Origin of the sequence: Streptomyces sp. NPDC059989, assembly GCF_042736975.1 — a bacterium.
GTDB lineage: Bacteria > Actinomycetota > Actinomycetes > Streptomycetales > Streptomycetaceae > Streptomyces.
In genome coordinates, this window is the sequence record NZ_JBHWUO010000024.1 from 26,983 (window position 1) to 41,454 (window position 14,472).

15 protein-coding genes are annotated in these 14,472 nt (G+C 70.9%); 4 read left to right on the plus strand and 11 right to left on the minus strand.

All coding sequences use genetic code 11. From position 1 onward, the window contains the following. Window positions 1-705 precede the first annotated feature (705 nt). Window positions 706-1,335, minus strand: a complete 630-nt coding sequence (locus tag ACFWBN_RS22110; RefSeq protein ID WP_385178596.1) for a class I SAM-dependent methyltransferase — start codon at window positions 1,333-1,335, stop codon at window positions 706-708. Between the two features lie 52 nt (window positions 1,336-1,387). Then, window positions 1,388-2,137: a dienelactone hydrolase family protein gene (locus ACFWBN_RS22115; protein WP_385178597.1), complete on the minus strand. Its 750-nt coding sequence runs from the start codon at window positions 2,135-2,137 to the stop codon at window positions 1,388-1,390. A 105-nt stretch (window positions 2,138-2,242) separates the two neighbouring features. Between ACFWBN_RS22115 and ACFWBN_RS22120 the strand changes: the two genes are divergently transcribed. Next, the gene (locus ACFWBN_RS22120) at window positions 2,243-2,725 is read left to right on the plus strand and encodes a MarR family winged helix-turn-helix transcriptional regulator (RefSeq protein WP_385178598.1); all 483 of its coding nucleotides are present in this window, start codon (window positions 2,243-2,245) and stop codon (window positions 2,723-2,725) included. A gap of 55 nt (window positions 2,726-2,780) precedes the next feature. Here the strand turns inward: ACFWBN_RS22120 and ACFWBN_RS22125 are convergent, their stop codons facing one another. Then, window positions 2,781-3,668 (minus strand): LysR family transcriptional regulator, encoded by an 888-nt coding sequence (locus ACFWBN_RS22125; RefSeq protein WP_385178599.1) that lies wholly within the window; start codon window positions 3,666-3,668, stop codon window positions 2,781-2,783. A 184-nt stretch (window positions 3,669-3,852) separates the two neighbouring features. On the opposite strand from ACFWBN_RS22125, the gene ACFWBN_RS22130 reads away from it, so the two are divergent. After that, the gene (locus ACFWBN_RS22130; RefSeq protein WP_385178600.1) at window positions 3,853-4,695 is read left to right on the plus strand and encodes an EamA family transporter; all 843 of its coding nucleotides are present in this window, start codon (window positions 3,853-3,855) and stop codon (window positions 4,693-4,695) included. A gap of 72 nt (window positions 4,696-4,767) precedes the next feature. Here ACFWBN_RS22130 and ACFWBN_RS22135 read toward each other — a convergent pair whose 3' ends face one another. From ACFWBN_RS22135 to ACFWBN_RS22145, 3 genes are all read right to left on the minus strand, one after another. After that, a complete protein-coding gene (locus ACFWBN_RS22135) occupies window positions 4,768-6,540 on the minus strand; it encodes a hypothetical protein (protein WP_385178601.1) in 1,773 nt (590 codons plus the stop codon). A 121-nt stretch (window positions 6,541-6,661) separates the two neighbouring features. Then, window positions 6,662-6,940: a hypothetical protein gene (locus ACFWBN_RS22140; protein WP_385178602.1), complete on the minus strand. Its 279-nt coding sequence runs from the start codon at window positions 6,938-6,940 to the stop codon at window positions 6,662-6,664. 168 nt (window positions 6,941-7,108) lie between these two features. Next, window positions 7,109-7,705 (minus strand): TetR/AcrR family transcriptional regulator, encoded by a 597-nt coding sequence (locus tag ACFWBN_RS22145; protein ID WP_385178603.1) that lies wholly within the window; start codon window positions 7,703-7,705, stop codon window positions 7,109-7,111. A gap of 131 nt (window positions 7,706-7,836) precedes the next feature. Here ACFWBN_RS22145 and ACFWBN_RS22150 point away from each other — a divergent pair, with 131 nt between their 5' ends. Then, on the plus strand, window positions 7,837-8,625 hold the full coding sequence (locus ACFWBN_RS22150; RefSeq protein WP_385178604.1) for an SDR family NAD(P)-dependent oxidoreductase: 789 nt from the start codon (window positions 7,837-7,839) through the stop codon (window positions 8,623-8,625). 130 nt (window positions 8,626-8,755) lie between these two features. Here ACFWBN_RS22150 and ACFWBN_RS22155 read toward each other — a convergent pair whose 3' ends face one another. The 5 genes from ACFWBN_RS22155 to ACFWBN_RS22175 all read right to left on the minus strand — a co-directional run bounded on the left by ACFWBN_RS22155 (window position 8,756) and on the right by ACFWBN_RS22175 (window position 13,176). Further along, on the minus strand, window positions 8,756-9,163 hold the full coding sequence (locus ACFWBN_RS22155; protein WP_385178605.1) for a hypothetical protein: 408 nt from the start codon (window positions 9,161-9,163) through the stop codon (window positions 8,756-8,758). Between the two features lie 188 nt (window positions 9,164-9,351). Further along, the gene (locus tag ACFWBN_RS22160; protein WP_385178606.1) at window positions 9,352-10,803 is read right to left on the minus strand and encodes a WD40 repeat domain-containing protein; all 1,452 of its coding nucleotides are present in this window, start codon (window positions 10,801-10,803) and stop codon (window positions 9,352-9,354) included. Further along, window positions 10,728-11,762, minus strand: a complete 1,035-nt coding sequence (locus ACFWBN_RS22165; protein ID WP_385178700.1) for a WD40 repeat domain-containing protein — start codon at window positions 11,760-11,762, stop codon at window positions 10,728-10,730. The genes ACFWBN_RS22160 and ACFWBN_RS22165 overlap by 76 nt, the downstream gene beginning before the upstream one ends. Continuing rightward, the gene (locus ACFWBN_RS22170; RefSeq protein WP_385178607.1) at window positions 11,674-12,351 is read right to left on the minus strand and encodes a serine/threonine-protein kinase; all 678 of its coding nucleotides are present in this window, start codon (window positions 12,349-12,351) and stop codon (window positions 11,674-11,676) included. Before ACFWBN_RS22170 ends, ACFWBN_RS22165 begins: the two co-directional genes overlap by 89 nt. A gap of 132 nt (window positions 12,352-12,483) precedes the next feature. Next, window positions 12,484-13,176: an MFS transporter gene (locus ACFWBN_RS22175; protein WP_385178608.1), complete on the minus strand. Its 693-nt coding sequence runs from the start codon at window positions 13,174-13,176 to the stop codon at window positions 12,484-12,486. 131 nt (window positions 13,177-13,307) lie between these two features. Here ACFWBN_RS22175 and ACFWBN_RS22180 point away from each other — a divergent pair, with 131 nt between their 5' ends. Next, complete coding sequence (locus tag ACFWBN_RS22180) at window positions 13,308-14,471, plus strand: PP2C family protein-serine/threonine phosphatase (RefSeq protein WP_385178609.1); 1,164 nt, start codon at window positions 13,308-13,310, stop codon at window positions 14,469-14,471. Window position 14,472: the final 1 nt, after the last annotated feature.

Genomic DNA, 14,472 nt, shown 5'->3' on the forward strand with positions numbered 1-14,472 from the left:
GCCGTTGATGTTGATGTTCACGGCGGGGAGAGTAGTGCCCGCGTGGCGAGGAATGCAGGCCGGTCCAGGGATCGGACGCTGATTTTGCAGAGAAAACCAAGAAGCGGTGGGGGCCGTCGCTCCGCCGTAAATCCCCACGACTGCAACGGCCTTACTGACACGGCCTTTGCGCCGCCCGCTCGCCCGCACGCCCGCATGCCCGCGTGAGCCGTGGGCTGACGGCGACCTTCCGTTCGAGCTGTCCCCTCATTCGCTCATGTCCGGCCACCGAAAGTCGTCGGCCCGGATACAGTCGGCCGGGTTCCTCCCGGCGAGGACTGTGGCCTGATGCCAGTGGAGTTGCCAGCCGGGGCGCAGTGCGCGTGCCGTCCAGCCGCCCTTGCGTTCGCGGAGGACGTCGGCACCGGACGCGTGGGCGGCGAGGGTGGCGTCGTGGGCTTGGCGTGCGTTTCGTGGCGCCTCGCGCATTGAGGCCGGGCAGCCTGTGAATACGTGCCAGCCGTGTCGGTCAGGGTGGTCTGCGTTGCTTTTCGGAACGATCACTTGGACGTAAGGCTCGATCATGGCGCATCGGTTTCCGTCCGCATCGGTTGCGGGAGTGTGGTTCGGAGCAGCGGCGGGCCGGTGGTGGCAGGCGGCGCCGTTGATCCGCCGGTACTGAAAGCGCCCCGCGCCTGCTCGCCGGCCGGACCGGCGAGGTCCCGGTCAGCGCAGGCGGGCCAGCAAGTGGGCGTCGAGGAAGCCACGTTCGGAGGCCGGGTCGTGGAGCAGCCGGGCGAACGTAACGAGCCCGGCCCCGTCCAGCAACTCGGCGAAGCGGTCCACCGGCCAGCTGTAGGCGGGCGTCACCTTGTGGTCGAAGCGGACCGGCTCCGGTCCGTCGGTCCCGAAGAACGAGACCAGGAGCAGGCCCCCTGGTGCCAGGACGCGCACCTGCTCGGCGAGCAGTGCGGGCAGTTCCCCGGGCGGGGTATGGATCATCGAGTAGTGGGCCAGCACGCCGCCGAGCGCGGAGTCCTCGACCGGCAGGGCCTCCATCCGTGCCTCGTCGAACCGCAGCGCCGGATGGGCCCGCCGGGCGTGGTCGACCATGGCGGGGGAGAGGTCCAGCCCGAAGGCGTCCAGGCCCAAGTCGTGCAGCATGGCCGTCAGATGTCCGGGTCCGCAGCCAACATCGGCTGCCCGCAGGTTCCCCGTCCCCCGCACCAGCTCGGCAAAGATGCCGATCACGTTCCGCGAGAACGGCTGCGTCTCCAGCCGATCGGCGAACATCGACGCATACAGCTCGACGACCCCGTCGTAGGCCGCCCCGGTTATCTCCTGGTGCTCCACCATGGGGAGGAAGCTAGCATCCGCGCACGTTGGGGTTCGGTCTCCGGACGGAGCGTCAGCTGTTGGTCAGGGTGCGGCCCAGGAGGGGGAGCAAGCGGTCCCAATGGCGCTGCAGCGCGGCGGGGTTGAAGGCGGAGGTGTCGGACATGGTGAAGCCGTGGACGGTGTCGGGGTAGATCTCGGTGGTGTAGTCGACGCCTGCGGCGTCCAGGGCTTGGTTGAACTCGCTGAGGACCTCGGGCGCCATGTCGCCTTCGGCGAGGCCGATGTGGACTTCGGCGGTGAGCTTGGGGAAGAGGCGGTGCGGACTGTCGGGCGCGTCGGTGACCAGGAAGCCGGGGTGGAAGCCGGCGACGGCGGCGACCTCGTCGGGGTGGGCCGTTGCGGTACGCATCGCCAGGGCGGCACCCAGGCAGTAACCGATCGTGGCGACGGGCCCGGCGCTGACCTCGGGCTGGGCGGTGAGGAACCTGAGGTACGCGTCGGCGTCGCGCAGGATCCGTTCGGTGGTGTGGGCCTCGACCAAGGGCAGTAGCCGGGTGAAGAGTTCGGGCCGGTTGTCCTCGCTGATGTGTTCGGGAAGGTCGACCACCGGCGTCGCGCCGTGCCGGTAGTAGAGGTTGGGGACGAGCACGTAGTACCCATGCCCGGCAAGCTCGCGGGCCTTGTTCTCCAACTCGGGCCGCACGCCGAAGGCGTCCGGGTACAGCAGCACCCCCGGGTGCCGCTCGCCACCGTCGGGGAAGGCGGCGAAAGCGTCGGCCTGGCCGTCTGCGGTGGGGATCTGCAAGCTCTTGGTGGGCAAGATTTTCCTTCCTTGGAGCTCACTCAATCGTTTACGGCACTAACGGTTTGTCATGATCGAACGTATATCGTTAGTCCGACTAACGCAACGGATAAGATCGGCGCCATGAGCAGAGCCGATGCCGCCGACATGCCCGACGACGGGGCGCCCAAGACCCCCGACAGGCTGCGCCGACGCGCGAGCCGACTCCTGTCGCAACTGTCCGTGAGGTCGGATCGGTTGATCAACGAGGGGCTGGCCCAGGTCGACGCCCACAAGTGGCACTACGCCGTGCTCGCCTCACTGCTGGATTTCGGGCCGGGGAGCCAAGCGGTGCTGAGCGGGCGCACCGGCATCTACCGCAGCGACATGGTGGGCGTGCTCAACGAGCTGGCCGAGCGTGACCTCGTCGAACGGGCGCCGGATCCCGGCGACCGGCGCCGCAACATCATCACGATCTCCCCCCAGGGCCGCCGCCACCTACGCCTCCTAGACGAGGTCCTGGACGACCTCCACGACGAACTGCTCGCGCCGCTGGGCCCGGCCGAACGCGATCAGCTCGTGCGGTTGCTCACCCGACTGCTGGAGCACCACACCCGGACCTCCTGAATGCAGTGGCATCCGCCATCAAGGCCGCCCGGAGCCCGGAGTGCCGTGCGGGGTTTCACTCCGCGCCGGGCATGGCCGGGATGTCAAGAACGGCGAGGAAGGCGGTCGCCGCGGGCGTCAGGCTGGCGCGGCTCCAGATGACGTACTCGACGCGGGCGGGCGCGTCGGTGACCTCGATGGTGGTGATGCCGGTGAGCTGGGGTACGTAGGCGGAGGGGAGCAGGGCGATTCCGAGGCCCTGGCCGACCAGTCGGGCCAAGTAGTCCGCGTTGGTCACCTCGAAGGCGACGTCGCGGCTGAGGCCCGCGGCTGAGAAGGCTTGGTCGGATTGGGCACGTCCGGCTGTGTCGGCCGGCAGGTCCACGAACACCTCGGTGGAGAGCCTGCGAAGGTCGACCGCTGTTTCCTGGGCGAGGGGGTGGTCGAGCGCGACCGCGGCGACGAGGCGGTCACGGGCGAGTTCACGGGAGTCGACACCGTGGGGGCGCGCTGTGGTCGGCAGCCCGAGGAAGGCCACTTCGATGGCTCCTTCCTTGACCTGCTCGACGAGTTCGTCGCTCGCGCCCACGCGCAAGCTGATGCGTACGTGGGGGTACTGCCGGCGGAAGTCCCGCAGTGCGCCCGGGATGTCGACCGCGGCGACGGTGGGGATCAGGCCCACGGCGAGCCGCCCCCGTACCTCGCCGACGGCCGCGGCGACTTCGGCGGCCGCTCGCTCGGCGGCATCCAGGCACTGGCGGGCGGCGGGGAGGAACGCCGCGCCGGCCGGTGTCAGCCGCACGCGGCGGCTGGTGCGCTCGAAGAGTCTCGCGCCCAGTTCCCGTTCCAGACGGGCGATTTGGTGACTGAGGGCCGACTGGACGACCAGACATCGCTCGGCTGCCCGGGTGAAGCTGTTCGTCTCGGCGACGGCGATGACGTAGCGCATCTGTTGGAGGTCCACGGATCCATCGTGCATCGAGATCGATGAGATGAAAACCATGTGTTGGACTCATTGATCGCTGCCGGATGAGACTGCGGGCATGACAAGTTCAGCAGTGCAAGGGACGTCCGGCGGAGCCGGTACCGGTAGCGGTGCTCCCCGTGGGAATCTGCCTCGCGTCGCCCTCACGGCCTTCACTCCGGTGGTGTGGGGCACGACTTATGTCGTCACCACCGAGCTCCTTCCGCAGGGGCACCCACTGTTCGCGGGGCTCCTGCGTGCGTTGCCCGCCGGCCTGATCGCGCTGGTGATCACCCGGACGTTGCCGCGTGGCGTGTGGTGGGGGAAGGCCGCCGTACTCGGCGTGCTGAACATCGGCCTGTGCTTCCCCTTGCTGTTCGTCGCGGCCGAGCGCCTGCCCGGGGGAGTGGCCGCCACCCTTGCGGCGGCCCAGCCGCTCGTCGTCGCCGCTCTCGCCGTGGCCGTCCTGCACGAGCGCCCCTCCGCCTGGCGTATCGCCTGGGGAGCGGTCGGCGTGGTCGGCGTCGGCTTGGTGGTGATCGGGCCGAACGCGGCACTCGACTTCATCGGGATCCTGGCGGGCCTTGCGAGCGCGGCCTCCATGGCGCTCGGGGTGACGCTCACCAAGCGCTGGGGACGTCCGGCCGAGGCCAGTCCCACCAGCTTCGCCGGCTGGCAACTCACGGCAGGAGGCCTCTTCCTGCTGCCCCTGACCTTCCTTGCCGAGGGGGCACCGCCCGTGATCGACCTACCCGCCGCCCTCGGCTACCTCTGGCTGGGTCTCGTCGGAGGTCTGATCGCCTATGTCCTGTGGTTCCGCGGCATCACCATGCTGCCCGTCGCCTCGGTGGCGGTTCTCGTCCTGCTCTCGCCGCTGGTCGCCGCGGTTCTCGGTGCCGTCGTACTCGGCGAGATGCTCGGTCCGGTCCAGCTCGTGGGGTTCGGGCTCGCGCTCGCCGCGATCGTCGCGGGGCAGCTTCCGGCACCGGCCCGCTCACACAAGCAGCCGCGCAAACTCGGCTTCTGACGGACCGGACATCGCGAGGGCCCCGTACCGGTCCCGTGACGGGGAGGGTACGGGGGCCGGCGCCGTGCAGGGTCAGTCCTGGAGGAAGTAGCCGCTCACGTCGGCGATCACGTCCACGGTGCCCGCGTGGTTGTAGATGGTCACCGCGTCGGCCCAGGTGCGCTGCCCGCAGTAGTTCAGCGGGGGAAGCTGGCCGGTCACCGCGTTCGCGATGGTCTGCCCTGCGGTGAAGTTGAGGTTCGAGTACTCCGGGTACATTCCGTGGTACCGGTCGCAGCCCGAACTCGGTGCCGCCGACAGGTAGCTGGCGGCCGTGCCACCGGTCGCCGTGACGTTCATGGTCACGCCGGTGACCCCGAACGGCGGGATGCCGAACTTCCACGAGTTGGGCTGGATGTCCAGCTCCTTGCGCTCGCCGAGCGGCGCGCCCGGGGCGTTCCGGGTGTCCAGCACCCGGGTGGGCCCCGTCGGGACGAACTTCGAGCCGGTGGCGGAGTAGTAGCCGCTGATGTCGGCGATCAGGTCGACCGTCCCGGCGAAGTTGTAGAGCTCGACCTTGCCGTCGGCTCCGACCGGGACGGTGACCTGGTTGGGGATGGTCTGCCCGGCCGTGAAGTTGAGGTTGGACGCGGTCGGCCGGGCGCTGCCGTGCGGGTAGGCGGTGACGTAGCTGCCCGCGGTCGGGTTGGTGGCCGTCACGTTCAGGGTCACCGCCTTGGCGCCGGGGTAACTCCCGGCGACGTCCAGGGTGATGGTCCCGCCCGCTCCGACCGGTCCGAACGGCCTGGTCGGGGTGCCCGGGGTGATCCAGGGACTGCGGGTGTCCAGCAGTCGCTTCGGGCTGACGGCGGTGAAGCGCTGCCCGCTGTCCCCGGCCAGGTAGTAGCCGCTGATGTCGGCGATCAGGTCGACCGTTCCGGCAAAGTTGTAGAGGTCGACCGTCCCGTCGGCTCCGACCGGGACGGTGACCTGGTTGGGGATGGTCTGCCCGGCGGTGAAGTTGAGGTTGGAGGCGGTCGGCCGGGCGGCGCCGTGCGGGTGGGCGGTGACGTAGCTGCCCGCGGTCGGGTTGGTGGCCGTCACGTTCAGGACCACCGCGGTGACACCCTCCGAGGGGACACCGGCCCGCCCCGCGATCCTGACGTTGACCGACTGGCCGGCACCGACCTTGGCCGCCGGCGCGCCGGCGCCGCTGCGGGTGTCCAGCAGCCGAGTGGGCGTCACCGGCACGAAGGTGCCGGGCGTGCCGAAGCTGACCGGCTCGGTGCCCTCGCGGCCGAAGTAGTCGAACGACATCGGCAGCGGGGTGGAGTCGTAGCCGGGGCTGGTGGCCTTCAGCTCGGCCTTCAGCACGACACCCTGCTTCCGGGGCGCGCCGGACATCTGGAGGAACACCCCGGTGCAGTTGGTGGTGCAGGCGGGGACCGTCAGCGTCAGCGCGCCGTCCGGGGCGACCGTCCAGCGGCGCATGGCCCAGTCCTTGGCCCACTCGGTGGCTTCGTTGTTGGTGCGGACCAGCAGCATCCGGGCCAGCTGCTGCGGGGAGTACCCCGAGGCCGCCACCGACTCGGCGGCGAGCGTCAGTTGCAGGTCCGACCCGATCCAGGTCTTGCCGGAGTCGGGACTGCCGAAGCTGATCCAGCAACCCGAGCCGGCGTCCTCGCCGCCCGGCACGGTCACCGGCTTCTCCTTCGGATCGAACAGCGAGCCGCCCCAGCCGTTCGTGCAGAAGGTCCAGAGCTTGTACGGCTCGGTGTCGTCGGCCAGTGCGCTCTGGAACGGCAGCAGGCCGGAGAGCAGCAGTGCCCCGGCCGTCGCGGCCAGGGCGCGGTTGGTCTTGCGCATGTGGATTCCCCCGAGAGCAGGATCGGCCCCCCTGAGCCGATCTTCACAAAATCCTATGCGACTGCCTCGTGAGCGAACTCCGCGGATCGGTCCGTTCGGCGGACCTACAAGCCCGAGGCGTTCAGGTGGTGTGGTGTGTACGGGCTGGGCTGCACTCCACGATCTCGCGGGCTGCGCGCAGTCGGCTCGGGTGGTGGTCCTCCAGCAGTCTGGTGGTGATCAGGATGGCGTCGATGATGCCGACGCCTTCGTCCTTCAGATGCTGCTGGACGGAGTCCATGTCGGCATGTGTGTTCAGCAGCCGTCTGCATTCATCGATGTGATCGCCGATCCGTCGTGCGCGTTCGGGTGTCAGTCCGTGCACGTTGGCGAGGAGTTCTTGCACGGTAGGGCTTGGCATGTCTGGGATCCTCGCAGTCGCTCTCCGCCGTTCGCAGCCGGTTTTGGCTCCGCCGTGTTGGCTACCGCCCATTCCTCGCCGGGTGTTGGGCTGGTCAAGGCGTGCGGCCGGCCCGTGAGGGCAAGTCGTGCAACAACCCGGTGCAGGGCCACACGTGCAGGGAACTTGTCAAGGGCTGAGGAGGCTGCCCTGCCGACCCATGCCACGCAGCAGTGTGTCGACGACGAGGGTTGCCAGTTCATCGACATCGTCGGCTTCGTCCGAGCGGTTCTGGGCGGCCTCGTGAATGAGGGCGTAGTAGACGCGGCGAGCCCACGCCAGGTCGGTGTCGGGGCGGAGCACGCCGGCTTCCCGTGCGCGCTGGAACAGGCGGTCGCACTGAGCGAGGACGTCGGCATGTGCTCGTGCCGTGTCGGGGTCCTCCGGTGTGGTCCTGCTCATCGCGAACCCCCACCCGATCTTGACCCGGAGGACGTTGGCGGTCGCTTGGTAGAGGGCGACCAGTGGTGGAGCGGTGTCCGGATGGGCGCTCGTCACGGCCTCGTGGAACTGTCGCGTGGCCCAGGCGGTCAGCGCGTCCACCAGGGCCTCGCGGCTGGTGAACCGGCGGTGCACGGTCGTCCGGGCGACGCCCGCCGCCTCCGCGATCTGCTCCATCGTGGCTGCCGGATTGGAGCTGAGGACGCGCTCGGCGGCTTCCAGGATTGCCCTCACGGTCCGCTCCGCGTCCGCGCGCAGCGGCCGCTGCTGACTCTTCCGATCCACGAGGCTCCCTCTTTCTGACTCTCCTAGAAGAGTACGTGACAGTCGCCATTCATTCATAACTTGCGACATCGGTGTTGCAAGTTCTAGGGTTGGCGCATCGACAAAGACTCATCTCTGGATTGGGGTGCTCCATGGATCTGCAGCTGACCAACAAGGCCGCTGTCGTGACCGGCGCGAGCCGGGGGATCGGCTTGGCCATCGTCTCCGCACTGGTGGGCGAGGGCATGCGGGTGGTGGCCGCGGCGCGGACGATCACACCGGAGCTCAAGGCCACCGGCGCGATCGGCGTGTCCGTGGACCTTTCACATGCCGACGGCCCTGCCCGGCTCGTCGCCCGGGCCGAGGCCGAGCTCGGCGGGCTGGACCTTCTGGTCAACAACGTCGGCGGCGGCGACTCCGGGGAGGGCCAGACGGGCGGCTTCCTCACCTTCACCGACCAGCAGTGGTACGACGCGTTCGACCTGAATTTCCTCGCCTCGGTCCGCACCACCCGGGCCGCGCTGCCTCACCTCACCCGCAGCCGCGGCACCATCGTCAACATCTCCTCCAACGGAGCCAGGACCCCGCACGCGGGCCCCATTCCCTACACCACCGCCAAGGCGGCACTGACCGCGTTCGGCAAGGCGCTGGCCGAGGAGTTCGGACCCCAGGGCGTGCGCGTCAACACCGTCTCGCCCGGTGCCGTCCGTACGGACATGTGGGAGAGCCCCGACGGCTACGGAGCCGAGCTGGCCAAGTCGATGGGCCTGGAACAGGAGCAGCTCCTGGCCCATCTCCCGACCGCCACGGGCATGATCACCGGCAGGCTCGTCCGCCCTGACGAGGTCGCCGCCCTCGTCGCCTACCTCGCCTCGCCCCTCGCCGGCAGTACCACCGGGGCGGACCACATCATCGACGGAGGCGCGATAAAGACCGTGTGACCAGGGGCGGGGCCGGGTGCGCGGAGCAGTTGTCGGCCGAGGTCCGCGGGCTGAGGGCCGGCGGTACCTGTTGGCCGGCCACGTGGCACTTGGACGACAACTCCTGGCGGGCATCCACTGCCGGCCCCGGCTATGCCGCGGACCGGTCCGCGACCAGGCGGATGGCCGCGATGGTGAGATCCGGGTCGTGGAGCTGGACGTAGTGGTCGCTGCCCGTCGCCAGCAGGTGCGGGGTCTGCGGCCGCAGGGCCACCAGTGCCTCCTGGGCCTGGGGCCCGGCCCGCTCCAGCTTCGCCGGCAGGTCCTTGGCCATGCTGGGCGGCGCGGCGAAGGGCTCGGTCTTGCTGAGTACCGCCACCGGTACCGGCGGCACCGGCCCGCCGCGAGCGATGTCGGTGACGCCGGCCGCGATGTCGACCTGCTCGAACGGTCCCGGACCATGGCCGGCAGGGACCGGGTGCCCCGCACGGGCGTGCTGCGGGTGGTGGGCGTCGGCGGCTGCGTGTGGCGGATGGTGCCCGGCCGGTCGTACGTGCACACCCGGGCGAAAGCGGCGACGCCCGGCAGCACCGCCGGGGCCTTCGGTACGGGCGGGGTGGTGTCCGTCAGCGACCACGGGTCGGAGGCCTCGTGCAGCCCGGACAGCAGCACCACGGTCGGGCTCCCGGAGCCCGAGCAGTGCAGGTACAGGCTCCGCCCGCCGCCGCCCGACCTCCCGCGGTGCCGTCAGGGGGCGAGGTCCCAGTCGAGTTCCCAGAGGCGCAGCAACTCGTCCCGGTCCGCGGTCAGCGCGAACCCGGCGTCCGGGGTGACGGCCAGCGCCGTGACCGTCTTCATGTGGCCGTCCAGGGTCCGCAGGCAGCGGCCCGTCGCGACGTCCCACACCCGCACGGCCGAGCCCGTGCCGCCGACGAACAGATAGCGTCCGTCGGCGCTGAACCGCAGCCGCGGGGCCACTTGCTGCGGATACGGCTCGAAGGCGCGCACGTGCGTGCCGTCCGCCGCGTCCCAGAGCCGGATCCGGCTCTGCGGTTCCCCGCCGCCGGCCCTGACCGACTCGACGGCCACGATCAGCTCACCGTCAGGGCTCAGGGACACCGTCGCGAACCCGGACGGCTCCAGCTCGACGGCCTGCACGCACCGCCCCGAGGCCAGGTCCCACAGCCGGGCCACCTTCTCGTCCCCCGCCGACACCAGCCGCTGCCCCGCCGCGTCGAACGCCAGGGACGTGAGCAACCTCTCCGGCATCGGCAGGACTTGGAGCCGGCGACCTCCGTGCAGGTCCCACAGCGTCATCGTCGACGCGACGCGGTCGACGGCCATGGCCAGCCGCGCGGCCGGGTCGACCGCGACCCGGTTCCCGTTCCCCCGCCCCGGCGGCACCGTACTCAGGCACTGGCCGGAGGAGAGCGACCAGGTCCGGATGCCCACCCCGCCGGCGGAGACGACGTGCGTCCCGTCGGCGCTCAGCCGCAGCACGCTCAGCGGCCGACCTCCGGTCTCGATGACCCGCCGGCGCGTGCCGGCGGCGAGGTCCCACAGCTGTATCTGCCCGTCGACGTCGCTGTACACGCCGAGCCGGGCGTCCGCCGTCAGATCGACCGCCCGCCCGCTGACGACGTCCCGGTACTCGCCGGTGCGCGCCACGAGGGTCCGCGCCGGCCAGGCGTCACGCAGCCCGGTGCGCCTGGTGCGCGCGCCCAGGGAGCGCCGTGCGGAGAGGACTTGAGGTGCGCGTTCGCAGCCGGGCAGAGCGCGGGCCCGGTCGAGCACCTGAAGCGCCTCGGCGACCCGGCCCGCGGCCGCGGCGTCCTCGGCTGCCCCGATCAATGCCTTCAACTGGCCTTCCAAATTGCTGAGTTCGCGATGTCGGCGCGGGCGGCTCAGCTGGGTGGGGGCGGTGAAGCGGCCGGGCAGACGCCACCGGCGGGCCGTGCCGTCGAGACTTGCGGAGAAGGCGGACTGCCCGTCGGCGGAGAACCCGACCGCGCTGACGGCCCCCTGGTGTCCGCGGAAGGTCCGCACACAGCGGCCGAGTCGGAGGTGCCAGTACATGACGGACCCGTCCCAGCCGCCGACCAGCAGCGCGCCCGCGTGCGCGTTCAGCGCCGCCGAGCGGACGTGGAAGCCCGACGGCGCCTCAGCAGCCGGAGGCAACGGCCGGTGTACAGCTCCCACAGCCGGATGACCTTGTCCCGGCCCAGAACGGCGGCGAGGTCCCCCTTCCGCCCGAGCCAGAGCCGGTCGACCCGGCCCGGGTAGTCGTCCCAGCGCCGGACGGACCGCCCGGTGGCCAGGTCCCACAGCTCCATCACCGCGTGCTCGGTGCCGTTGCCGGCGAGCACTCGGCGCCCGTCCGCGCTGACCGTGACCCGCTGTCCGCCGGAGTGCCCGCGCAGCGTCGCCAGATGCCGGCCGGCGCGAAGGTTCCAGACCTGGATCCGGCCGTCCGCCTCCGGCCACACCGCCGTGCTCCCGTCCGCGTCGAGGCGCACCGGGCCGGCGGCGGTGTTGACCATCGGGCTGTCCGGGTGTGCCCGGTGCGCCGTCGTGAAGGCCCGGCCGGCGAGCCGGTCCAGTTCGTTGTGCCCGTCGAAGCGCCGGGCGTTCTCCGGGCCCTCGCCGTCCACCCAGCGGGTGATGGGGACGGTCCGCACCCACCGACCCTGCCGCAGATCCCAGAACCGCACCGTCCGGTCCCGGCCGGTGGAGACGGCGTAGCGCCCGTCCCCGCTGATGTCGGCGGAGTCGATCCGGTCGGTGTGCCCGGCGAGTGCCTGCAACTGCGCCCCGCTGCGCGCGTCCCAGAGCCGCACCGTACGGTCCGCGGCGCCGGCTACAGCGAGCCGGAGGTCGGGGGCGACCCGCAGGTCGTGGTCGGGCGGCGTGCTTCCGTCCGGGTACGTCTGCCACGGCAGGTCCCACCGGGCGACGCAGCGCGCGTCGAGGGCCTGCCCGGAGTCCAGGGCCTCCCGGGCCTGCAGCGCCTCCGCCTCGTCCGGGTGGTCCCGCGCCGGTCGCGCCAGGTGGCCGCGGGCCGCGGGGATGTCACCCCGTTCCAGGTGGACCAGGGCGGAAAGGCGGTCGGCCGCCGACGGGTCGTCCGCGCCGTCGCGCAGCGCCGCGAGGCGGGCCAGGAGTCCCTCGTCGGTGAGATCGCCGCGCCGCCACCCGAGCAGACCGGCGTTGTAACTCGCCTGCGCGTGCCGCGAGCCCGAAGTCGGTGACCTTGGCGACGGGATCCGTGCCGTCGGCCGCGGTGTCGACGAGCACGTTGGCGGGCTTGACGTCCTGGTGCACCAATCCCTGGGCGTGGGAGTGCCCAAGTCCCCAGGCGATCTGGATGGCCAGGTCGAGGATACGGGCCGTCGCCCGCTCGGGGCCGCCCTCGTACAGCCGTCCGTCGTCTATCCACTCGCGCAGGCTGCCGCCGGTGACGTACTCGGCGAAGATGCGGGGGATCCCGCCGATCGTCCTGACGTAGTGACAGCCGCAGACGTGCGGATGCAGGCCGAGCGTCACCCAGTTCTCCGCCTCCGCGACGAACCGCTCCCTCGCGCGGCCGTCGTGCAGCAGCTCGCGCCGGGGGCTCTTCACCGCCAGGTCGGTCTCCCAGCCGAGGTGGCGCACCCGGTACACCAGGCCCATCCCGCCGTTCCCGTGCACGCGCAGAACCCGGTACCGGCCCTCGATCACGTCCCCGACCCGCCAGTCCGCCGGGTCCACCCCGCCCCGCCAACCGTCACCCGTGCCTCCCCGTCCTCAGCCGCCTCCGTCCGGCAGCGTGTACGACGACCGGGCGGTCCTCTGGGTTCCCCTGCGGGCCGTCCTCGCCGGCCCCGATGGCGGAACGGCGCCTCAGGTCGGGGGAGAGGGCGGTGAGACCGAGCAGGGCCATGCCCGCCCCGAACCACAGCGGACCAGGCATCGATCGCGGCGGCGCCGACAGCGGACCCGAGGATGACGCCGAGGGTGATGAAGGAGGTGTGCACGGTGTTGACCAGCGGTCCGGCACCGCCGATGCGCTGGACACGGGTCACCATGGTCGGGTTCATGGTCACGCCGACCAGGCCGATGCCCATCATGCAGACGACGGCCGGGGCGGGCAGGGTCGGCAAGGAGGGCGAAGCCGGCCAGGAAGGCCGTGTTGAGGGCGAGGCCGACGGCGAGCACGGCGGTGGTGCGACCGTCGGCGAAGCGCCCGACGACGTTGTTGCCGACGACGGTGGCGGCTTCGTAGGCGATCAGCAGGAGGGGGACGGTGCCGGGGGCGAAGCCGGTGACGCCGGTGAGGATGGGGTTGAGGTAGCTGAAGGCGGAGAACGTGGCGCCGATGATGAGCGTGCTCGTCGACAGGGCCCGCCACAGCCCGGGCCTCCTGAACGCGGCCGCCTCCTCGCGGAAGCCCACGCTGCTCCCCGTGCCCACGGAACGGGGCACTCCGAGCAGGGTGGCCGCAGCGGCGGCCACGGTGATCACGGTGATCGCCCAGAACGCGGCGCGCCAGCCGAACCGCTCCCCGACCAGAGTGGAGAAGGGCAGGCCGAGCATCACAGCTGGCTACTCAGCGTGTCCGTTCCGGTCGGCGTACGCGTGCGAGTCGGCATGTGTAGGAGCGCAGAGTCGCGGCTGGTCACGGGTTCCGGGAGGCCGTAACGGTTTCCGCGAGGCAGGCTGTTCCCATGAGGTCACATCCTCGCTCACCCGTTCTGCCTGGAGCGTTCTCTCGACCAGGAGCGGGCGGTCACCACGAGCTCCTGTTCACGCTGGCGCAGTGTGCGCCCTTCGCGATCGCGCTGGGCGTGCTGGGCATCGAGCTCTCGCCCGCACACGATCTGGTCACGGGCCCCGTCCTGACCACGACGCCGGCGCTGGCCGCACTGACGATGGGCCCGGTGGGCACGCTGTCCGCGGCGGTCCTCGCCGCGGCTGTGAACGCGACCTCCGCGACCTACAACCATTCGTGGGGAACCCAGACCCAGCTGATCATCGGCAATTTCCTGGGGATCATCGTGGTGTCCGTGGCCAGTGTCATCCTGAGCAACGCGGTGCGCGCGCGCAGGCAGAGCGAGCTCGACCAGGTCCGGCGGATCGCAGTGGCGGCTCAGGAAGTCGTCCTGCGGCCCGTTCCCGAGCTCCTGGGCCCGGTACGGGCCGCCAGCCTGTGCCTCGCGGCCGGGACAGGGGCACAGATAGGCGGCGATCTGTACGAGGCAGTAGAGACGCGCTACGGCGTCCGTCTGATCGTCGGGGACGTCCGGGGGAAAGGGCTGTCCGCCATACGCGCGGTCGCGGTGACGTTGGGCGCGTTCCGGGAGGCCGTTCACTACGAGGACGAAGTGCAGGAGGTCATGAACCACTGCGCTGCCGCGCTGCGGCGAGAGGCCACCGTACCGGGTACCTACTCCCAGGCCGAACTTCCCGAGGTCCTCCTGGAGGGATTCACCACCGCGCTCATCGCCCAGGTACCGGACGATCAGGTGGTGCACCTGGTCAACCGCGGCCATCCGCCTCCGCTGGTGCTGCACCAGGGCAGGGTTCAGGCCCTGATGCCCGCCTCGCCGCTGCCGCCGCTCGGTTTCGAAGACCTGGTCGACGGTCCGCCGGCCAAGCCCGAGAGCTACCCGTTCCTGCCCGGTGACAGGCTGCTGCTCTACACCGACGGTGTGATCGAAGCCCGCAACCGTGACAACGACTTCCTTCCTCTGCCGGAGACCATGGAGCGGATACCCGCCGGCACCTCCCCACAGGAGTTCCTGGACGAACTGCACCAGGCGTTGATCCGCCACACCGAGGGCCGCTTGACGGACGACGTGGCGATGATCCTCATCGATCGGCGCGCATGAG